This is a genomic window from Roseimicrobium gellanilyticum (assembly GCF_003315205.1).
GTDB classification, from domain to species: domain Bacteria; phylum Verrucomicrobiota; class Verrucomicrobiia; order Verrucomicrobiales; family Verrucomicrobiaceae; genus Roseimicrobium; species Roseimicrobium gellanilyticum.
Genome location: NZ_QNRR01000014.1, coordinates 58,800 through 79,211, shown reverse-complemented (window position 1 = coordinate 79,211; position 20,412 = coordinate 58,800). Strand labels below are relative to the sequence as shown.

Below are 20,412 nucleotides of genomic sequence, written 5' to 3'. Positions count from 1 at the left end.
ATCCTGCGCCAATTTGCAGAGACACGAAGTAAACCGCGGCCGCGCCATTAACCCGCACAGGGACTGTGCGGACCACTCCGTGCTGGCCTCCGCTCCTGAGGCGAGACGCTCAATGGCGTCTTCTCCCTTGCTCCCTCCTCCCCAAAAAACAAAACCTTGCTAATACCGTCATCGGTGAGAGTTTGGCAACCCCCAAATACCGTGGGGGCTTTTTAATATGGATAGTAACTCTTCTTTTGAGCCCGGCACTGAGCCCGAGGCCACGTCAGCCGCCCCCTCCCCGGAGGTCGTGCCCCAGTCGTCGGCTCCTGCTCCCGCCCCTCAGCCTGCCCCCATAGCTCAGGAGAGTTCCGGTCCTGTTCCCGTCCCGGCCCCCGTATCCGACAAGCCGCTTTTCGCCGACCTCGGCCTCGCCCCGGAGATTCTCCAGGCGGTGACAGCCCTTGGTTTTGAACAACCTTCGCCGATTCAGGCGGGTGGTATTCCGCCGGCACTTCAGGGCCGCGACGTGGTGGGCCAGTCCCAGACGGGTTCTGGCAAGACCATGGCCTTCGCCATTCCCGTGGTGCAGTCGATTGATCCCCGGGACCGCGGTGTGCGTGCGCTCATCATGTGTCCCACGCGTGAGCTGGCCATGCAGGTGTGCGAAGAAGTGCACAAGCTCACGGCCTTCAAACGCGGCATCCGCGCCCTGCCGGTGTATGGCGGCGCCACGTACCATCGCCAGATTCGCGGCCTCCAGGACGGTGCGCAGGTGGTGGTGGGTACCCCCGGTCGTATCCACGACCTGATCGAGAAGGGCGTGCTGATCCTCGATGACCTCAAGCTGCTCGTGTTCGATGAAGCCGATGAGATGCTCGACATGGGCTTCCGCGAGGACATTGAGAACCTCGTTTCCCTGCTTCCCGAAGATCGCCAGACCCTGTTCTTCTCGGCCACGCTGGATGGCCCCATCCGCCCGCTGGTGGAGAGCTTCACGCGCAATCCCGTGCGTGTGAGCATCGCGCACAAGGCGCTCACCGTTCCCTCTGTGGAGCAGCGTTTCTTCGAGTGCATGAGCCGTTCGAAGATCGAAGTGCTCTGCCGTGTGCTCGACATGGAGAACCCCCGTCTCGCGATGGTCTTCGGCAACACGAAGCGCGCTGTGGATGACGTGACGGATGCTCTCATGGCCCGTGGCTATTCCGTGGATCGCCTGCACGGTGACCTGAACCAGACCATGCGTGACCGCGTGATGAAGAACTTCCGCGCTGGCACGGTGGAAGTGCTCGCGTGTACGGACGTGGCCGCGCGCGGTCTCGACGTGAATGAAGTGGATCTGGTCGTGAATTTCGACCTGCCCTACGACGAAGAAGACTATGTGCACCGCATTGGCCGTACCGGTCGTGCGGGCCGTAAGGGCAAGGCCGTGAGCCTCGTGAGCGGTCGTGAAATCTTCCTGCTCCAGCGCATCCAGCGCTATGCGAAGGTCAACATCGAGCGCTCCAAGGTGCCGACCCGTGAAGAAGTGGAAGGCAAGCGCACGGATGGCTACATCGAGAAGCTTCAGGCCACCCTCGACAAGGGCGACTTCAAGTCCCATGAGGACACACTGCAGCGCCTGCTGGATGCTGGACAGAACAGCACAGACATCGCCAGCGCACTGATGCATCTTTGGATTGCTGAGTCGGCTCGTGAGTCCGAGGAGATCCTTGAAGACCGTCCGAAGCCGGAACGCCGCCCGCGTGAACAAGGCGATGGCCGCTTCCGCGATCGTGAGCAGTTCCAGGGACAAGGCCGAGGCCAGGGTGGTGACGGTGGATTCCGCGAAGACCGTGGTCCCCGCCAGGGTCCGCCTCCGCAGCAGCAGGGGAACTTCACCCGCATGTTCATCAACATCGGCGCCATGGACGAGGCCACGCCTCGCGACATCGTGGGTGCCATCTACAAGACGGCAAACCTTCCCCCGGGGAGCCTGGGCCGTGTGGAGATTTTCGAGAAGTGCAGCTACATCGGTGTGCCGCACGAGTTCGTGCAGCAGGTGCAGGACGCCATCGGTGGAGCCGTGTTCCGCGGCCGTGGTCTGCGTATGGACATCGCCGGCCCGCCGGAAGGTGGTGGCGGTGGATTCCAGCGTCGCCCGTTCGGTGGCGGTGGAGGCGGCGGATTCCGTGATCGCGATCAAGGCGGCCAAGGTCAGGGCCAGGGCTACCAAGGTGGCCAGGGTGGTGGTCAGTATGACCAGCGTGAGCGCCGATCCTATGGCCCGCGCAGCAGTGGCTACGGTGGCGGTGGTTTTGGCTCAGGCGGCTATGGTCCGAAGAAGAAATTCGGCGGCTACAGCAGCGGAGGTCCCGGTGGCTTCAAGAAGAAGCGCCCGCCGTTCAGCGGTTGGGAGGAGTAGGACTTAAGGCGAGGCGCTTGGCGGCGAGAGTAGCCGACTTTCTCCGAAAGTCGCAGCTCGTCTCGTGTTGCGAAACGCCTTCTGTCACGTCGAGCTTCGAGAGTCTGGGGCTTCGGCAATACGCCGAAAATTTGCGCAGATGCAGCGTCTTCCCGCGCTGCGACTTTCGGAGAAAGTCGGCTACTCTCGCCGCTGCGCTCAGGGCTGGCGTTGCCGCTACTTCTTCCGCAGCGCTGAAATGATCATCCCCAGTCCTCCCACCATGAAGAGGCAGGGGAACCAGATGCTATAGAGAGCGGCGCGGGTGGAGTGCTCGAGGACGGCGAAGTCGTGGTCGGCGGGGTTCACCCAGGCGGTGACTTCCTTGCCCACCGGATACGCTTCCAGCCTGGCCTCGGCGCCTTCCTTGTGGGAAGTGCGGCCCTCTACGCGTCGCACGTGCGAGGCGGTGTGGGTCTTCCCATCAAGGGTGTAGCGGTAGTGAATCTCCGGTCGGTAAGCGAGGGGGGAGTTATGGGTAGGGCGCTCGGTGAGTAGCAGGGAAACAGTGATGACCGCAGGTACCGGCTTCCAGTGGCGTGTCTCTTCGGCGCGCTTGTAGGAGACCCAGAGCACGCCGGTGGCAATCGCACCCATGATGATGAGGGCGAGGCCCATACAAATCTTGAGCGTGCGCGCGCCTTTGGTGGAGGTCATGAAAACACGGTGCGCAGGATGCGCGGAGTGTCGAGCCGGAGTTGGCCACCTTTGTTCCGCAGCACGAAAACGGGGGCAGGAGTGCCCCGATCCTTGGGGAAGGCTTCGCGCCTTCCCTGAGGTGAGCCAGAACCGCCTGACCGGAGTTTGAAACAGGCTACCGTTTCTGCAGAGCAGCCGTGGAGGTCACCTCGGCATCCTTCAGCAGGAGCACAAAGATGACCTGGCCATCCCTCCACTTGGGGCCGCCGATGAAGAGGGGGCTTCCCTTGCGAAGTACAGTGTCCGTTTTTACCAGCACCTGCTGCCCTTGCCAGAACTGCAGGTGGAGATTCAGACCACCGTCCATCGACGTGCCCTTGGAGTCCAGCTTCAGGAAGACATCCTTGGAAGGCACCACCCAGGATTCGTACTCACGAAACACCACCTGGCTGTGCTGGCCGAGGATTTCGAAATGCTTGAAGGGAAATGCCTTGCCGAGCCTCTTTTGCAGGTCGGGAAAATCTGTGGGTGATGCAGCTTCGCTCCTGCCCTCGGGCGACTTGGCGGTCCCGTAAATGAGCGCTCCCCAGACCAATCCATCCTTGGCAGCCTTGTCCGCTGTGACCGACGGATTGACCGGGGCAGGGGATGGCGCCGCTGTCGTCGCAGCAGCAGGGGCGGTCGACGTGTTTTGTGCGCACAGCGGCAGCGTTGAGCCGACCAGCATACCGGCGAGACTGAAGAGGGAAGTGATGGCCGAAACTCTCATCTATGCGTTTTCATGTTCCCTTAAAGTCCACTGCCACCGAGCATGAGCGGGCGGCTGGCGGCGTCTTTGGACATCACCAGAAGCACACCGCCATCTTCATTGAAAAGGGTGGTGGTTGCCATCTGGGCGTCGTTCTCGCTGTGGTGGACGTTGAATCCCGCTACATTCCGATCGGCGGGAATGGCTTCGAGGCCATCCAGCATCAACACAGTAGCATCGGCATCGGCGTTGTAGCTGGCGGTAGCCTTCACAGTGGCGCTGGGCGCGTAGAGGCTCAGGATTTGCGTGCGGCCATCTGTTCCGGCAGTCTGCTGCTGCAGGAGGAAGAAGCCAGCCATCAGCACGGCGGCGGCACCGGCATACACCCACGGGGCGCGGAGCCAGTCCAGCCAAGAACCTGCGGCGGCGGTGGCCTTGCTGCCACTCTTGGCACGCTCTTCAGCCTGCTGCTCGGCGGCGATGCGCTCCATGATCTGGGAATTGAAGAAGTCCGCATGAGGCACCTCACGTTCCATGGTCACATGCGCACGAATAGCCTCGCCCATCTTTTTCATGGACAGGGCCTCCTCGCGCAGGGCGGGGTCGACAGCCATCATGGCCTCGAAGCGGGCGGTCTCTTCGGGGGTCAGCTCCCCGTCGAGCCAGCGGCCCAGCAGTTGATCATCAGGCGTTTTCATAGGTGTCCTTGAGCAATTCTTGAAGCTTTTTGCGGGCGTAAAATAGGCGGCTCATCACGGTGCCGAGGCTGCTGTTGGTTGCTTGTGCGATTTCCTCGTAGCTGTGACCTTCCACCTCCCGCAGGAGAATGACGGTGCGGTGGTCTGGGCTGAGCTGCGCGATGGCTTCATGGATACGTGCACCCAACTCGCGGTTCTTCAACGCTTCGTCGGGGGCGAAATCTCCCTTGGGCACGGCTTCCGCGCCGGCGGCCACGGGGCGGCCGATTTCATCGTTGAACTCTCCGTCGCTCTGGATGCGCTTTTTGCGCAGCCAATCGTACGAGGTGTTGTGGGCGATGCGGTACAGCCACGTGTAGAAGGAGGAGTCGCCCTTGAACGAGGGCAGCGCCTTCCACGCCTTGATGAAGGCCTCTTGGGCGAGGTCCCATGCATCCTGGTCGTTCTGTACAAGGTGGTAGCACATGCCGTAAACCTTTCCGCGATAACGAGTGACAAGCAGATCAAACGACCGCGCGTCGCCGCGCTGGCACCGTTTGACGAGTTCCAAGTCGGCGACCTCGCTGGAGGGCGGAGCGGCAGGAGAAGCCACGGCGGGGTCGTTCATCGGTTCTGACGGAGAGGCGGGAGGGTTTATTCAAATGAGAAATGGCGCACCGCGCAAGCTCTGGCGCCCCGCAGCGGACCAGCCGGCCGACGGAACCACCCTCCCTTGCGGACACCCAATTTCCATTCACCAGCTTAGGACCGTGGTCAAACCAGAGCAACAGGCGGGTGATGGCTTCCCTTTTGGAACGTACCGCGCGGAACTTGCTCAAATCAAGGCTGAAGCCGTGCTTCAAGCATCCGTTTATCGCGCGTTCTCGTCCGCTGCCCGGGTTTGCGCGAGCTGGTTTTCCAGCTCCTCAATCCGTTTTGTCATCAAGCGCATGGCTGCGTCCTGCTGGTGAATCAGGTTCAGGCGCTCTTCGCAAGCATCACGCAGGATTCCGTTTTCCACACGCTGGTTTTCCAAATCCGCCCGAAACTCAGGCAGCCTGCCCAAGGGGTGGTGGAGGAAATTGTGCAGCGTCAGCTTGATCAGCTCCCACTTCTCATCGGCAGGCACATTCAAGGTTGCCGCTGTCCTCAAGAGCGTGCTTTTCATGCGCAGGGCCAGCCAGAATTGGCTGGCGGTCGAGAGTTCCTCCACATCACGATTGCAAGACGAATAAGCGTGCGACCGGTAGGCTCGCTCCATGTCCGGCAGGGACACGATACGGCCGAAATTGCTCAGCCGGGAGAGAATGGGAAACTCCATGTCCAACACGACCGGCCGGCCCCAATGGGTACGTCCATCCACGGGAACCTTCAGCAAAGGCCGCCTTCGGTAGAGCCCGTAGATGACAAAATGGCAGGCGGTCTGGGGCCAGCGGAAGAATTCTTTCCGCGCTTCCTTCCAATCCCGCTCCGGGGCTACTGCCTCCAGGACGTGGGTACAAGTGGCTCGCAAGTCCTCTCCCACAAAGGCCTTGGTGGTGCAGCCGCACAAGACCACATCGGGATTCGTGTCGAGATATCCAGCAAGTTTGCTCACATAGTCGCCACGGGTGAGGATATCGTCGCAGGCAAGCCACGTGAAGTATTCGCCGTTCGCCCTCTTGAGGACCTCCTGGAAGTTCCCGCTGGCACCGAGGTTCTCCTTGTTGCGGTGGTATCGGATCCGGGAATCGCGCCGCCTGTATTCCTTGCAGATGTCCTGGGTCCCATCCGTGGAGGCGTTGTCAGAAATGAGGATTTCCAAGTTGGGGCAGTCTTGGGCAAGAGCGGAATCCAGCGCCTGGGCCAGGTGCTTTTCGCCATTGAACACGGGGATACCAATGGTGACCAGAGACGATGGCTTGTCCGCAGCATCAGAAATCCGGCCTTGGTCCAGACTGTTCATGACGGTGATGCAAACACTGCCTTGTTCTGCGAGGAGTGCTTACGTGTATAGTTTGACAGGCTTGCTTGCGATTGTGCAATTTCAAACAATATTTGTCATATGCTCAAAAATGTACAGGGGCATGAGCGGCTGTTTGTTACAGGCGCTAATGGGCTGATTGGTGGTGCTGTCTGTCGAGAAGCGAGGGTCAGGGGGCATGAGGTCTTGGGGATGTGCCGCGACCCACAAGCGCCCCTTCCTCAAGACTGCAGGAGGGCGACGGGTTCCATGGGCGAAATTCCGTGGCGTGAGGTGGATTCGTTTGCGCCCACAGCCCTCATCCACCTCGCGTGGATTGCCCGGCCTGGTGTGAATTTCACCTCGCCAGAGAACGACCTCCTCGTGGAGCAGAGCGCGGCATTGTTTCGCGGGCTCGTGGAGCGTGGAGTCCGGAATCTCACTGGGACTGGAACCTTCATTGAGTATGCCACCTGCCCCGAGCCCCTGGTGGAAGACGTCTCGCCGCTGAAGCCTCTGGTTTGTTATTCCCGCGCCAAGTTGGCGACACTGGAAGTCCTCCGGGACATAGCCGGGCATGCCGGAGTGGATTGGTCCTGGTTCCGTGTGTTCAATGCTTATGGCGAGGGCGAAGACGCCGCTCGCATGACCTCGTTCCTCATGCGGCAACTCGCAGCGGGCACGCCCGTTTCCGTGAAGACGCCGGAGAGCCTCCGGGACTACATTCATGCGGCCGACGTCGCGGAGGGGATGCTGGCTTCCATCGAGTCCGGTCTCACCGGCATCGTGAACATCGGCACAGGCGAGGGCGTGCGGGTATTGGAACTGGCGCGGCAGATTGCCATCACCGTGGGAGCGGATCCAGGACTGGTCACGGCGCAGGATCCTCCCAACGAGGATCTCATGCCCTGCGCCATCGCAGACTCCTCCAAGCTCCGGTCCACAGGATGGACACCCCGGGTGAATCTCGAAAACGGATTGCAACGCCTCTGGCAGTCCATTCATAGTGCCACCCGATGACATCAGCCCAGTCACCCATGGATCCCGTCCGGCAGTTTTTTGAAGAGCGTCGGCGTGATATTGAAGCGATGGGGCGCGATGTGGAACTGCAGCGCAAATCGCTGGACTGGATGCTGCACGCGGATCGTTACAAAGCCTGCTACAACTTCACCTGGCTGGGCAGGCCCATCATCAAATATCCCGCGGACATCGTGCTTCAGCAGGAGATCATCTGGGCTGTGAAACCGGATTTGATCATCGAGACCGGCATTGCCCATGGTGGGTCCCTCATCCTCTCAGCCTCGATGCTCCAACTGATCGGCCATGGCGAGGTCGTTGCTGTGGACATCGATATCCGTGCGCACAACCGCCGGGAAATCGAGGCCCATCCCATGAGCCCCCGCATCACCATGATTGAAGGCAGCTCCACGGATCCTGCAATTGCCGCCCAGATCCGGGAGAAGGCGGAAGGGAAAGAGCGTGTGATGGTGTTCCTCGATTCCAACCACACGCACCAGCATGTGTATGATGAACTGAAGCTGTACGCGGATCTTGTCACGCCAGGCTCGTACTGCGTGTTGCCGGACACTCTGATCGAGTTTTTCCCGAAGGGGTACTACAAGGATCGTCCGTGGGACGTGGGTGACAATCCCATGACAGCCCTGCGCGCCTTCCTCGCGGAGCGCGATGATTTTGAGATCATGAATGACCTGAGTGACAAGGCCATGATCACGGAGGGCATCAGTGGCTACCTGAGACGCAAGGTCTGAACCTTCAGGCTGGGTCCTGGTGCTATTGTCGCACCGGCTGGTGCAGCGCGGGATCGCGATGTAGCAACAGCTTCGGGCTGACTCCGCGCACGACCCTGAAGAACGGAGAGTGCAGCGTACCGGGGTCCTTTACTGCAAGCATGTTGAACCCATGCGGGGGCCCTTCCAAGTACACGCTGTCACACGGGATGAGCTCCACGGGCTCTCCATGCATGGGATGATTGGAGTGATAGTCCCGTATCGCGAATACCTCGTATCCGCGCTCCCGCACATGCCGCACGATGTCGGTGGACTCCAGCCCCGCAGACCAGTCCACATGATGGCGATGCACCTCAAACACGAGGTGTGGAGCTTTGCCTTCCGGCTGGGTGAGGAAAGACTCCGCGCCACGCAGGGCCGCAAATTCACCACCCTCGGTATCCAACATGATGAGGCCCACTTCATCGAGGCCCTTCTCCGCCGCGTAGCTGTCGAGGCTTCGGGCTGCGATGCTGTCGGCGTTATCCGCCTCTGCCGCTGTGGGTGAGGCCAGCGAGTCACTTCCGGTGAGTGCAATGTGCGCGTCTGCGTCCCAGAGACCCGCTGGAACGCAATGGAGATTTGTGAGGTGGTTGATTTCTGCGCTTCGCTTCAGGAACCGGAAGGAGGCCTCCTCGGGTTCGAAGGCGTGGCATGCCCCGCCCCAGGACTGCATCAGGCTGGCGAGTGGCGCCGCCTGGTCACCCACGTAGGCGCCGCCAATCACCACGTGCCTGGCGCCAGACGCGAGGTGCATGAGCAGTTTGGTGGTCTGGGGTTCCCACACGTGATCTGGCTCCGGTTCGGGACTCAGGAGAAATTCGCGGCTGATTTTGTTGCCGTAGGGCATCTCAATCATCACGCCGCTGGCGAGCCGTTTGCGGAACACCCTTCCCCGCATCACGACGTCGAGCAGTGGTCTGGCGTATTGCTCACGGCTGGAGATGCCCTCCTTCTGCAGCGAGGCATCCATGGCCCGACAGACGGCGATCAATTTTTCGCGCAGCTCATCTTGGTCGCTGGCCAGGGTAAGGATGTCTTCCAAGCTCATGGAGTTGCTCATAGCCGGGATGGAGGGGTGGTCAAACCGCAGGAAGGAAGAGAGAATGCTTCAGTCGGGGACGTGATGCAGGCCCTTCTGCCGTACCCCCTTACATAGAGGTCAGGGTCCGAAATTGTCACCTATGAATAATCCCGGGCGACTCCTTGACGACGGCGCGCCCCGGGGCGTAGGTTTCGGGCTCTACCATGAAATCCATCCTCCTGTGCCCCATCGTCGCTCTTGCTACCGTCGCCACTCTTGGCGCGCAGGAGAACAAGCCTGCTGAAGCCAAACCCGCCGAGGCCCCAGCTGCAGCTCCTGCGAAGGCAGATCCGGCCCAGATGGACAAGGTGAGCTACTTCATTGGCACCCAGATTGGTGGCGACTTCAAGCGCAATGGCCTTGAGATCGTTCCCGAAACGCTGCTGCAGGGCATCAAGGATGCGCTGGCGGAGAAGAAGGACGGCAAGTACACCGAAGCCGAGCTGAGCAGCGCCATGCAGGCCTTCCAGATGGCAATGATGGCCAAGCAGCAGGAAGAGATCGCCAAGCAGCAGGCGGAGATGGAAAAGGCCACCGCGGAGCTCGCAAAGGCCGGCCCCAAGAACAAGGAAGACGGTGAAAAATTCCTCGCGGACAATGGCAAGCGTGATGGCGTGACCACCACCGCCAGCGGCCTGCAGTATGAAGTGCTCAAGAAGGCGGACGGCCCGAAGCCGAAGGCCACAGATGAAGTGACGGTGCACTACAAGGGTACCCTCATCAACGGGGACGAGTTCGACAGTTCCGAGAAGCATGGCCAGCCCGCCACCTTCCCGCTGAACGGCGTGATCCCCGGCTGGACGGAAGGCGTGCAGCTCATGTCCGTGGGCAGCAAGTTCAAGTTCTTCATCCCTGCGAAGCTCGCCTACGGTGAGCAGGTGCGCCCCCCGAAAATCGGTCCGAACTCCACCCTCGTCTTCGAAGTGGAGCTTCTGAACATCGGCGGCGAAGGCAAGTAACGCGTCGCACTTCGCAAAGTGCGCGCAGCGGGAGCCGGGGCGCGCACTCCACTACTTCTGAATGATGAACCGACTCCGCCAGTGCATTGCTTGGATTCCCTTCAAGCTGCACTGGTTTTTTGTTTTTGTGAGCGGTGCGCTCGTGCCGTTTCTCACGCGGAACCATCCGGATGCCAAGCAGCATGGCGAGTGGTATCCCTTCTCGAACTTCCCGATGTATTCGACGTTCGAGCCGACGGCGTACTATGTGTACGTCACAGACTTGAATGACAAACCGGTGGCGCTGGTGCCCACTTTTGGAAACTGGGGTTCGGGGGTGAAGAAGGCTTATGACCAGTTCCTGAAGGCCGAAGTACGTCGGCTCAAAGAACAGGCCACGGCATCGGGGACGAAGTATCGCAAGCGCCTCGTGGAGATGAGCGGTGAGGAGTGCCGCCCTGCGGGGGATGCCACGCTCAAGCAACTGCGCGATACCAGCAAGGCCCAGGAGGAAGTGCGCAAGTATCCTGGCTTCCGCCTGCACCAGGTGGACATCACCCTGGAGGACGGGAAGATCGTGAAGCGGGAGAAGCTGGTAGGGGAGGTGCGCTCATGAGTGCGGCGGATGCCATGACTGCTGCTGGTGACAGCGCTGGCTCGCCATCTGGTGCTCCGTGGTGGAAGCGATTCCTGCGTTTCTGGCTCGCCATTGAGCCCATGCGTCATGCGTGGTGGGAGACGCTGTCCATACGCTGCATCATTGCCTGGGCGGCATGGCTCACCTTGCGGCAGCCTTCACCGTTTGATCAGCAGCCGCAGCCACATGGGCTGGCGGTGTGGGGAGTGGACTTCACTTGGCTGGGCAAAGAGGCGCTGTCGCCGTATCTCGTGCCGCTGTGGGCCGTCTGCCTGCTGCTGTATGTGGCGAATGTCTTTCCGGTGCTCACGCTCTTCCCTGTCCTCGTTGCCAGCATTGGTCTGGGCGTGCTGGGGAACTCACAGGGTGCGATTGGCCACACCACCCAGGTGCTCACGGTGGTGCTGCTGGCCCAGTGGATGGCTTATGTCTGGGCAGCGATCCAGCCGCGCACCCGGCTTTCCATGCCGCATGGATTCACATCGCAGCAGCTTGCGGCGGACTGGGGGCGCCAGTCGCTGGCGGCCACGTATGTGGTCTCCGCCATCACCAAACTGATCGAGTCCCGTGGTGACTGGATTTCTGATACACCCTATTTCGGATTGCAGGTGGTGAAGTCCGAGGGCATGGGCTACTACGACTGGCTGCAACCGCGTCTCGCTGATAGCAGCGCGTGGCTGGGGCAGGCGATGGTGGATCATCCCATGATCACCGCGGTGATGCTCGCGGGCGCATTGCCGCTGGAGCTCCTCGTCTTCCTCGGCCTTCACAACCGCCGCATCGCGCTCTTCTTCGGTGTATCACTGTATTTCTTCCACAGCACGGTGACGGAGGTCATGCAGCTTGGCTTTCTGTATCACAAGCTGCTGCTGCTGGCGTTGTTTGTGAATCCGGTGTTCTGGGTGGTGAGAGTGGTGAGCGGAGGGCGAGTGGGGAGCAGGTAATCAGTAGTTCAGCAAGTAGTAAGCCGTAACTTCGATTCTTGCTTGTTCACTCTGTGCCAGTACTCATTTCTATTTACTGCTTACTAATCTACCGATTACCAGTTCCAACCTTGCTCCTCGCTTTCTACAAACCCTACGGCGTGCTCTCCCAATTCACCAAGGAGCACCCCACGCATCGTGTGCTCGCCGAGTTTGGGTTTCCCAAGGATGTGTATCCCATTGGGCGGCTGGATTCGGACTCGGAGGGGTTGTTGCTGCTGAGCGATGAGGCGCGCTGGAACGAGCGGCTGCTGCATCCCAAGCACGCGCATGCGCGCACCTATCACGCACAGGTGGAGCGTATCCCTGATGAGTCGGCGTTGGACAAGCTTCGCCGGGGCGTGAAGCTTCCGGACTTCACCACGCTGCCGTGCAAAGCGGCACTGGTCGAGCCGGACCCTCCGCATCTTCCACGCGTACCGCCCATTCGTGAACGCAAGAGCGTGCCGACGAGCTGGCTGGAACTGACGCTCACCGAGGGGAAAAATCGTCAGGTGCGGCGCATGACCGCCGCAGTGGGATTCCCGACATTGCGCCTGATTCGCGTGGCCATTGGCCAGTTTACCCTGAGAGATTCCAAGCTTGAGGAAGGGAAGTGGAGGGAGCTGACGCCAGCGGAATCCAAGCTGGTGTTGGATCGGTGAAGATCCCGGCAAACGGACTGCGGTTGTGTTCCGAATCCGTGAACTGTGGTGTAGCGAGCTATCGTGTCACCTGTCCTACAAAGACCAGACACTCGTTCGGATCATCAATGTGAAATTCGGTCATGCCGTAGTCCCGCACCTGGAGTTCCGTCAACCGCCCTGGGACCCTGCAGGTCTTTGCGTGCTCGTACATGGCCTGGATGTCGTCTACCTCGATGTAGATCTCCGTGTGACCACGCACGGCATTCATCACCGATTCATCAGCCGCTTTCATGAAATGGATGGTGGCGCCATCACGGTCGACGATCGAGTACTCAGGGGACTTCAGGGTGACGGTGAAGCCCAGCACAGCGGTGTAGAATTCCAGAGTCTCCTCCATGTCCGCAGCGGCCAGCATGGGGCTGATGCGTTTTACTTGAGAGGTGGTGGAAGGGGCGGCGCTCATGAGCCGCCCTTACGCCGGAACATCAGAGGAATCAATTGGGTCAGTGGAAAAAACGTGCACATTGATCACTTGTCTGTTTTGGGAGCTTCCAGTTTTGGCAGATCAAAGGTACCCGCCACGCGGCCGCTGTAGAGCTCCACGGCGCGGCGTGCCACGATGTCGATAATCGCCGGCTGCAACGTGCGAGCGGCGATGTTCGACACGGCCATGGAGGCCCAGACCACAGGGCTGTTCCATCGCAGTACCTGCCACACGGGAAGGATGCGCCGGTACCACTTGCCGAGGGCCTGCACCGTCTCATGCTGGATGACCTCCCGGCCTTTCTCCCAGGTCTTGATCGCGGTGTGCGCGCTCACATCCACCAGGCGTCCCACGGTACGCGTTTGCAAAAATTCCGTCACGTCTGTCGCGGCAAGTTGCAATGCCCGGGTGAAATGGCTCAAGCCAGGAGCGAGCAGGGGTTGGGGGGAATTGGGGTGATATACCGCGGCGATTTCCCGCACCAGCTTCGGGATTTCGTCCACGAGTGGGGGTAGCCACTCAGGGTTCGGGTTCTTGTTCCAGCGCAGCCGGTTCTTGCACGCCTCCACCGCGGCGAGGGCGGCCTGGTCGCGTTCACCCGGCAGCACGGCGAAAAGGTCCGAGGCCGCAGCGTGCTTCGTGGCACGAAGGTCCGCGAAGAAGCGCAGGCCAAACCAGATGCTCATGCCGCCAAGGCCGCAGATCACCCCTGCCAGAAATGTAAATATGTGGCTCCACATGCGACGCGAGGCGTGGGGTTGGAAATCTGGTCTGCGCTACGCATGCGCGCAACTGGGAGATTCGGCAGTGAGTCCCCGCCGCGGGGGTGCAGCCTAGGAAATCCAGGAGCTGAATCCCTCTTGCAGCAGCTTCTGCCTCGTCCCGTCCCATTTCCAGAGGTGATTTCCCCCTCTGCCGAACAATGGCCCCATGGTCGTCGCTTCCCGATGCAGCCAGTACTTCTCCGCAGGCTCGATGGGGTGTTCCTTTTTCGCGCGTTCGATCTCTTCTGCGTCCAGCTCCGGAAAGTCGGACTGGTAGGTCACATGCCAGTAGAATTCAGGATCGGGATGCGCCTCGCAGAAGGCGTCGAAGCGGTCCGCTGGAAAGTAGAAGACCCGCTCTGGTTTGGGGTTCAGAATCTGTCGTGCCGCCACGAGCCCCGGAGTGCTGGAAACGAAAATGATGTCGGGCTCGGTGGGCTCATGAAGTGTTTCTTCAATGAAGGCCCTCTCCTGGAGCATGAGGGGGCCGTGACCTTCCAGCCACTGAATGAGTGTCCGTCCGAGGATGCGGCATTGTTCGGCATCGGCAGGACTCAGATTGGATCTCTCAGGGAGGTCCATCGTGGCAATTTCGGTGTCGAATACCTTGCGGAGTGCCTGACGCCAGACTTCGCCTTGTTTTGAGTCGGGAAGATTCATGCAGGGACATACCACAGAATCTGTCCAAAAGTGCAACTCGGGTCCCGCTGCACGGCGCGCGAGAAAGCGCTACTGGACCCGCCGGGGTACCGGCGGTTACTTCCCAAAGGCCTGGCTGCGTGGGGCGGGCTGAATCAGATCAACCCAGGCCCACCGCGTGGCGCACGCGTTCCACGGTCTTCTTTGCCACGGCGCGTGCCTTTGCCGCTCCGGCTTGGAGCACGTCTTCCACGTAGCCGGGCTTGGAGAGGATGTCAGCGCGTCTGGCGCGTGCTTCGGCGAAAAAGTCCCACATCTTGTCGCCCAGACGTTCTTTGAATGCGCCGTAGCCCACGCCGCCAGCACGGTGCTCCTGCTCCATGGTCGCCACCTCTTCCGGAGTGGCCACCAGGCGGTATAGCGGCAGGATGTTGCTCCCTTCGATGGGCTTGGGATCCGGTACCGGAGTCGAATCCGTCTCGATCTTCTTGAATTTCTTCTTGAAGGGCTTCTCCTCCTCGAAGAGTTCGATGGTATTTCCGTAGCTCTTGCTCATCTTCTTGCCATCAGTGCCGATAACAACGGCAGCTTCCTCGCGAATGCGCTCCTTCGGGACCTTCAGCAGACCTTCACCGTAGGCGAGGTTCATCTTCACTGCGATGTCGCGGGTCACTTCCAGGTGCTGCTTCTGGTCTTTGCCCACGGGGACGAGATCACTGTCGTAAATCAGGATGTCCGCCGCCATGAGCACGGGGTAGGTGAAGAGGCCGCTGTTTGGCGTGATGCCATTGGCGATCTTATCCTTGTAGCTGTGACAATTCTCCAACATCGGCATGGGAGTGACGGTGTTGAGAATCCACGAGAGTTCCGTCACCTCAGGCACATCGCTCTGGCGGAAGAAGACGGCCTTCTCCGGATCGAGTCCGCAGGCGAGGAAATCGACAGCCAGATTCTGCACGTTTTCGCGAAGGACCTTCGCATTCTGAATGGCCGTGAGGGAATGGTAGTCCGCGATGAAATAAAATGCCTCTCCCTCGTGCTGAAGCTGCAGCGCAGGCTGCATCATGCCGAAGTAGTTGCCGAGGTGAAGCCGGCCGGTGGGCTGGAGTCCAGAGAGGATACGCATGGGGTGGCGAAAGTGCTTGCGACCAGCGTAAAGTCAACCTAGGGACTTTCCGTGAACCTTGCCTTCGGACAGACCTCACGTGGTGCGGACGCCCCTGCGGCGCCCAGCACGCCCCCGTGAAGACGTCTCCATGTGACGCCCGCCTGCAGCCTCCTTGGTAGAAAGGAGATGCTGCTCATGTCGCAGCTCTACTCCCCGGCGAGTTTTTGTTTTCGCCGAGACCAGCCCTCCAGCATGGTGGAGTTGCGCCCGTATTGGATCCATCCGTCTGGTTATTGCGCTGAATGAAGTTGCCCCGTCATTTTTCTCTCTTGCTCGCGTCCGCCGCCATGGCGTCGCTCTCCCTGCTTCCGTCCTGCGACAAGGATGGGGACGATGGGAAGGAGACCAAGAGCAAGTCTTCCAAGGAAAAGTCGTCCTCCAAGGACAAATCAAAATCCAAGTCGGACAAGTCGCACCCGCCGGACGACAATCCCACGGAGACCAGCCAGGCGATCGAAGCTTTCACGGGGGCGCATACCCGCCTGGTGTGGGCCAAGGCGTCCCAACCCCACGAAGGAGACACCTTTGCACAGAGTGACAAGCTCCTGCTCATGGGCATCGACACACGTGACGGCAAGGGTGAGCGTGCGATACTTTCCAAGCCTGCCAACTACTCCCGCCCGCTGCTCTCGACCACTGGCGAGGTCATTCTTTACACGGACAAGAACACTGTGCGCAAAGGGGGGAAGAAGCACTATCACCCCGTCATCTACCGCACGGATTGGAAGGGCTCTGCCCCGGTGAAGCTGGCGGAGGGCTACGCAGTCGACTGCTGGAAGGATCCTGCGAGTGGCACCGAGTACGTTTTTGCGGTCTCCAATCTGAAGGCCACCAAAGGACTCTCCCTGGAAGGAGACAAGCTGATCCGTTTTCCTCTCGAGGATCCCTCCAAGGTCGAGGTGATGTACGACGACACGCCCATCACTCCGGACAATGTGCAGTTCTCGCGGGATGGCACGCGAGCCAGTGGCCAGTTTCCCTGGCCACATTCTGGTGTCCTCATCCTCCAGGGAGGCAAATACACGGCGAAGAAGATCACGACCGGGTGCTGGAGCGGGCTGGCACCGGATAACAGCGGGGTGGGCTGGACCTTTGATGGTGAACATCGAAAGGTGGCCATGGCGGCTGAGGACGGCAGCAAGAATTGGTATATCAATCTCAGCGAAGCTGCCGGCATGAAGGGCAGCGAACTCTACCATCCGCGCTGGAGCAATCACGCACGCTACATCGTCATCACGGGCCCCTATGCGAAGAAGAAGGGCGAAGACGGATCGGTGATCAACAAAGGTGGCGGCTCTGCCGAAATCTACCTGGGACGCATGAGCGAGACCGCGGACAAGATGGAAGCATGGCTGCAAATCTGCCACGACAACCGCGGTGATGCCTACCCGGATGCCTGGATCGCCAATGCCGACAGTGCGAATCTCAAGGGATACACCATCCCTACCGCTACGCAGTCCGGTGCCTCCGTCATCGCGAGTTCATGGCCTGCCAGCAAGGAAGGCCTGCTCTTTTTCTGGAAGGATCGCACCACGCTCAATGCCTTCGCGACACGCGATGGCGCGAAGCACGAGTCGGTGCTGGCGGGGCGTGATGCCGCACGCTACGGACGCATGGGGGAACTGCTGCTGGATGGCGGCTCCTATGAAGCAGAGCCGGAGTTTGTGAAAGCGGCGGTAACGCACCTGCGTACGCAGCCTGCGGCCACGTTTGAAGCACTGGTGCTTCCGGGTCAATACGAGGGAACGGCGGCCAACGCGCCGTTGACCACGATCTTCAACGGAGCGGATTTCACTGTTGGCGAAGATACCGGTCATCTCGTTCTGGTGAGAGGAGCCACGGCATGGAGGAGCAAGACAGCGCTGCCCGCGGTGCCGTATCACCTCGCGGTGACGCGAAGCGCGGAGGGCTTCGCCGCGCAGGTGAATGGCGAGCCTCTTGAGCTGGATTCCTTGCCCGGTGGAGGTGCCAAGCCTGGTCCGGAAACCTTGACCTTCGGGGGTGGCTGGAATGGCGGCCTGCTGCAGGTGGCCTTGTATGACCGCATTCTGACGGACGAGGAGATAGCCAGCAATGCCCATGCGGCGCAGGCACGTGTTTCCACGTTCCCTTCCGCTCCGCAGCGCGTGAAGCTCTCCGGCAAGTTGACGGAGAGCTCTCCGATGCCAACCCCGGAAGGCATCTCCCCCTACACGGGCGCACTTGTCGCCCATCTCTATGAGGTGGAGAAGATCCATCAGGGCACCCTGGAAACCAAGACCGTGCTGGTGAAGCACTGGGCCATGCTGGGTGAGAAAGTCGTGCAGGGATTTCCGCGCGAAGTGGGCAAGACGTACGAACTGCTGATCGAGCGTGAAGTCGATCACACCCAGTTGAAGGGAGAGCGTGTCATCGATGATACCACGGCCTTTGACCAGGAGGCGTGGTTCGATGTGGCCTCGCCCCGCGTGGCGCCTTGATTCGCCGTCACCCAAGATATTTTGTCCATTCTCCGTACTCTACCTTGTAATATTCCATCCACGCTGTCCCCGATCATGAAACCCCTTGCTGCCTTTGTTCTCGCCGCTGCCATGATGGCCGGCACTCCACTCGTCCACGCGCAGGACTTCACGGAAGCCGTGAAGTCTGCGCTGTCCGGCTCGCAAGCGACGAATCTCTCCGTGCAAGGTGCGGACAAAGGCTGGTTCTTCCTGCGTAAGGAACTGGAACACCTTGCGAATGGTGACCTCGCTGCGGCAGACATGGCGAAGGTGAACAAGGAGGGAACGGATCCGCTGCCCGCGATCACCAAATACGCGCAAGAGCTCAAGGCGCTGGGAGTCGAACTGCTGCTCGTCCCCGTGCCGCCGAAGGCGGCCATCTATCCCGAGAAACTGAACGCCGGAGCTGATGCAAAATCCGTTCCCAGCCTGGTGCCCTACTATGAGAAGCTGAAGGCTGCTGGGGTTGAAGTGCTGGATCTGGAAACGGTGTTCAAGGCGGAACGTGCGAAGGCTGATGGCAAGCAGCTCTACTGCGCGACGGATTCCCACTGGTCACCCTACGCCTGCCAGGTGGTGGCGAAGCTTGTGGCGGAGAAGTTGAAGGCGAATCCCGCCATTGCGCAGGCAGCCGGGAGCGGCTTTGCCACGCTGCCCGTGCAGGATCTTGAGTTTCATGGGGACCTGCTGACCGATGCGCAAAGAGCCTCCGTGCCAAAGGAGAAGCTTCCCATGCAGCGTGCGGGCAAGTCCGCAGGTGCCGATGTCACCACGGTGGAAAGCGATCCCGCGAGCCCCGTGCTGGTCTTGGGAGACAGTCATCTGCAGGTGTTCCGTCGCGGTGGCGCGATGCTCGCACAGCAGGGCGGCTTTGTGGATCATCTGCAGGTGGAACTGGGGTCGGCAGTGGAGGAGTTCTCCATGCAGGCCGGTGGCGCGGATGGCCCGCGCCGTGAAATCGCCCGCGCCACGGTGAAGAATCCCGACTTCTGGGCGAAGAAGAAGGTGGCCCTGTGGGTCTTCACCGCGCGTGAGTTCTCCTTTGGAAAGTGGAATCAGGCCATCCCAGCGAAGGTGCAGAAGAAGTAAGGACGCTTTCCAGTTCAGGAAAGATCGTGTGGCACGGCTCCTTAAAGGGTCGTGCCATGATGTTTTCGAGCCCTCACTTCGGTGCCACGTCCTCTGCCGCCGCGCTGGCGCTGGTTCTTTTCTCCGCGATTGATGCGATCCATGCTGCGGAGGTGGAAGTCTCAGATCGCACAGCACTGCTACAAGCGCTACAGCAAGCGACCCCCGGCACGATCATCCGTGTTGCGCCGGGCACATATCGCGGAGGCATTTCAGCTTCAGGTCTGAAAGGTGAGGCAGGCAAGTCAATCGTCATCATGGCTGCGGATGACAAGCAACCTCCCGTGTTCGAGGGTGGAGGAGGCGGCATTCACCTCAGTGGCTGCAGCCATGTGGAGCTTCGCGATCTGCACGTCAACGGCGCCACTGGGAATGGCGTGAATGTCGATGATGCGGGCAATCGAGACACGCCGGTCCGTGGCATCGTGCTGCGACGTCTCACCGTGACGAACATCGGCTCCAAGGGAAACCAGGATGGCATCAAGATGTCAGGGGTGGATGGATTCACGATTGTGGGTTGCCGCGTTGAGCGGTGGGGCGGTGGTGGGTCAGCGATCGATTTCGTGGGTTGTCATGAAGGCGTGGTCGAGAACTGTGTGTTCAGCCATCATGCTGGTGGTGCGTCAGCAGGGGCAAACGCGGTGCAGAGCAAAGGAGGCAGCCGCGCCATCGTGATTCGTCGGTGTCAGTTCATCCATGCGGGAGGTCGCGCGGTGAATGTGGGAGGAAGCACCGGTCTGGAATACATGCGACCGGCGAACCCTGGATGCGAAGCGAAGGACATCACGGTGGAGGACTGCTACTTCACCGGGTCGGCTGCACCCGTTGCTTTTGTGGGTGTGGACGGGGCGGTATTCCAGAGGAACACCATCTATCGCCCGACCCGCTGGGTGCTGCGCATCCTCCAGGAGAATCAGGACGCGGCATACGCCCCTTGTCGCAACGGTGTCTTCCGGGAGAACCTCATCGTCTTCCACGCCACGGACCTCTCCACTACCGTGAATGTGGGTGGTGGAACCGAGCCGCAGACGTTTAAGTTTGAGAAGAACGCGTGGTACTGCGTGGACAATCCCGCGCGCACGCAGTCCTTCGTGCGCCTGCCGGTGGCTGAGGTCGACGGGGTCTATGACAAGGACCCGATGCTGAAGGATCCGGCGGCGGGTGATCTCACCAAGGGGAAGGATAGCCCGCTGAAGAAGTATGGTGTCAGCGAGAGGTGATTTGCGGCCACGTCATGAAACGTGGGTGATGATGAAATGGCCATGT

Annotated in this window: 20 protein-coding genes; 10 read left to right on the top strand and 10 right to left on the bottom strand. The window is 60.5% G+C overall.

The annotated features are described in order from the left end of the window. Nucleotides 1-217: 217 nt before the first annotated feature. Nucleotides 218-2,383: a DEAD/DEAH box helicase gene (locus DES53_RS27590; RefSeq protein WP_113961568.1), complete on the top strand. Its 2,166-nt coding sequence runs from the start codon at nt 218-220 to the stop codon at nt 2,381-2,383. Between the two features lie 216 nt (nt 2,384-2,599). On the opposite strand, the gene DES53_RS27585 is transcribed toward DES53_RS27590, so the two are convergent. The 5 genes from DES53_RS27585 to DES53_RS27565 form a co-directional block, all read right to left on the bottom strand. Beyond that, complete coding sequence (locus DES53_RS27585) at nt 2,600-3,079, bottom strand: DUF3592 domain-containing protein (protein WP_113961567.1); 480 nt, start codon at nt 3,077-3,079, stop codon at nt 2,600-2,602. Between the two features lie 157 nt (nt 3,080-3,236). Continuing rightward, nucleotides 3,237-3,830 (bottom strand): hypothetical protein, encoded by a 594-nt coding sequence (locus tag DES53_RS27580; protein ID WP_147263659.1) that lies wholly within the window; start codon nt 3,828-3,830, stop codon nt 3,237-3,239. 20 nt (nt 3,831-3,850) lie between these two features. After that, complete coding sequence (locus DES53_RS27575) at nt 3,851-4,507, bottom strand: anti-sigma factor family protein (RefSeq protein ID WP_113961565.1); 657 nt, start codon at nt 4,505-4,507, stop codon at nt 3,851-3,853. Next, a complete protein-coding gene (locus tag DES53_RS27570; RefSeq protein WP_113961564.1) occupies nt 4,494-5,114 on the bottom strand; it encodes a sigma-70 family RNA polymerase sigma factor in 621 nt (206 codons plus the stop codon). The genes DES53_RS27575 and DES53_RS27570 overlap by 14 nt, the downstream gene beginning before the upstream one ends. A 243-nt stretch (nt 5,115-5,357) precedes the next feature. After that, nucleotides 5,358-6,431: a glycosyltransferase family 2 protein gene (locus tag DES53_RS27565; protein WP_113961563.1), complete on the bottom strand. Its 1,074-nt coding sequence runs from the start codon at nt 6,429-6,431 to the stop codon at nt 5,358-5,360. Nucleotides 6,432-6,530: 99 nt separating this feature from the next. On the opposite strand from DES53_RS27565, the gene DES53_RS27560 reads away from it, so the two are divergent. Together DES53_RS27560 and DES53_RS27555 are read left to right on the top strand one after the other, a co-directional pair. Then, on the top strand, nt 6,531-7,448 hold the full coding sequence (locus DES53_RS27560; RefSeq protein ID WP_113961562.1) for an NAD-dependent epimerase/dehydratase family protein: 918 nt from the start codon (nt 6,531-6,533) through the stop codon (nt 7,446-7,448). 17 nt (nt 7,449-7,465) lie between these two features. Next, complete coding sequence (locus tag DES53_RS27555) at nt 7,466-8,197, top strand: cephalosporin hydroxylase family protein (RefSeq protein WP_113961641.1); 732 nt, start codon at nt 7,466-7,468, stop codon at nt 8,195-8,197. Nucleotides 8,198-8,219: 22 nt separating this feature from the next. Here DES53_RS27555 and DES53_RS27550 read toward each other — a convergent pair whose 3' ends face one another. Next, the gene (locus DES53_RS27550; RefSeq protein ID WP_211325715.1) at nt 8,220-9,266 is read right to left on the bottom strand and encodes an FkbM family methyltransferase; all 1,047 of its coding nucleotides are present in this window, start codon (nt 9,264-9,266) and stop codon (nt 8,220-8,222) included. 197 nt (nt 9,267-9,463) lie between these two features. Here DES53_RS27550 and bamJ point away from each other — a divergent pair, with 197 nt between their 5' ends. From bamJ to DES53_RS27530, 4 genes are all read left to right on the top strand, one after another. Continuing rightward, nucleotides 9,464-10,258 (top strand): BamJ family beta-barrel-assembly machinery protein, encoded by a 795-nt coding sequence (gene bamJ / locus DES53_RS27545; RefSeq protein WP_113961560.1) that lies wholly within the window; start codon nt 9,464-9,466, stop codon nt 10,256-10,258. A gap of 61 nt (nt 10,259-10,319) precedes the next feature. Further along, nucleotides 10,320-10,853, top strand: a complete 534-nt coding sequence (locus DES53_RS27540; protein WP_113961559.1) for a hypothetical protein — start codon at nt 10,320-10,322, stop codon at nt 10,851-10,853. Beyond that, nucleotides 10,850-11,818 carry a hypothetical protein gene (locus DES53_RS27535; protein WP_113961558.1) on the top strand — a complete coding sequence of 323 codons (969 nt, stop codon included), beginning with the start codon at nt 10,850-10,852 and terminating at the stop codon, nt 11,816-11,818. The genes DES53_RS27540 and DES53_RS27535 overlap by 4 nt, the downstream gene beginning before the upstream one ends. Before the next feature lie 110 nt (nt 11,819-11,928). After that, nucleotides 11,929-12,501 (top strand): pseudouridine synthase, encoded by a 573-nt coding sequence (locus DES53_RS27530; protein ID WP_113961557.1) that lies wholly within the window; start codon nt 11,929-11,931, stop codon nt 12,499-12,501. A gap of 58 nt (nt 12,502-12,559) precedes the next feature. Here DES53_RS27530 and DES53_RS27525 read toward each other — a convergent pair whose 3' ends face one another. The 4 genes from DES53_RS27525 to trpS all read right to left on the bottom strand — a co-directional run bounded on the left by DES53_RS27525 (nt 12,560) and on the right by trpS (nt 15,496). After that, nucleotides 12,560-12,946, bottom strand: a complete 387-nt coding sequence (locus DES53_RS27525) for a VOC family protein (RefSeq protein ID WP_113961556.1) — start codon at nt 12,944-12,946, stop codon at nt 12,560-12,562. Nucleotides 12,947-13,011: 65 nt separating this feature from the next. Next, nucleotides 13,012-13,653: a hypothetical protein gene (locus DES53_RS27520; RefSeq protein WP_147263657.1), complete on the bottom strand. Its 642-nt coding sequence runs from the start codon at nt 13,651-13,653 to the stop codon at nt 13,012-13,014. Nucleotides 13,654-13,800: 147 nt separating this feature from the next. Further along, nucleotides 13,801-14,391, bottom strand: coding sequence for a hypothetical protein (locus DES53_RS27515; protein WP_113961554.1), 591 nt, complete (start codon nt 14,389-14,391; stop codon nt 13,801-13,803). A gap of 139 nt (nt 14,392-14,530) precedes the next feature. Beyond that, the gene (trpS, locus tag DES53_RS27510; protein ID WP_113961553.1) at nt 14,531-15,496 is read right to left on the bottom strand and encodes a tryptophan--tRNA ligase; all 966 of its coding nucleotides are present in this window, start codon (nt 15,494-15,496) and stop codon (nt 14,531-14,533) included. Nucleotides 15,497-15,807: 311 nt separating this feature from the next. Between trpS and DES53_RS27505 the strand changes: the two genes are divergently transcribed. The 3 genes from DES53_RS27505 to DES53_RS27495 all read left to right on the top strand — a co-directional run bounded on the left by DES53_RS27505 (nt 15,808) and on the right by DES53_RS27495 (nt 20,366). After that, a complete protein-coding gene (locus DES53_RS27505; RefSeq protein WP_170157465.1) occupies nt 15,808-17,997 on the top strand; it encodes a LamG domain-containing protein in 2,190 nt (729 codons plus the stop codon). A gap of 75 nt (nt 17,998-18,072) precedes the next feature. Next, the gene (locus DES53_RS27500; RefSeq protein ID WP_113961551.1) at nt 18,073-19,107 is read left to right on the top strand and encodes an alginate O-acetyltransferase AlgX-related protein; all 1,035 of its coding nucleotides are present in this window, start codon (nt 18,073-18,075) and stop codon (nt 19,105-19,107) included. A 56-nt stretch (nt 19,108-19,163) separates the two neighbouring features. Beyond that, nucleotides 19,164-20,366 (top strand): right-handed parallel beta-helix repeat-containing protein, encoded by a 1,203-nt coding sequence (locus tag DES53_RS27495; protein ID WP_113961550.1) that lies wholly within the window; start codon nt 19,164-19,166, stop codon nt 20,364-20,366. Nucleotides 20,367-20,412 lie beyond the last annotated feature (46 nt).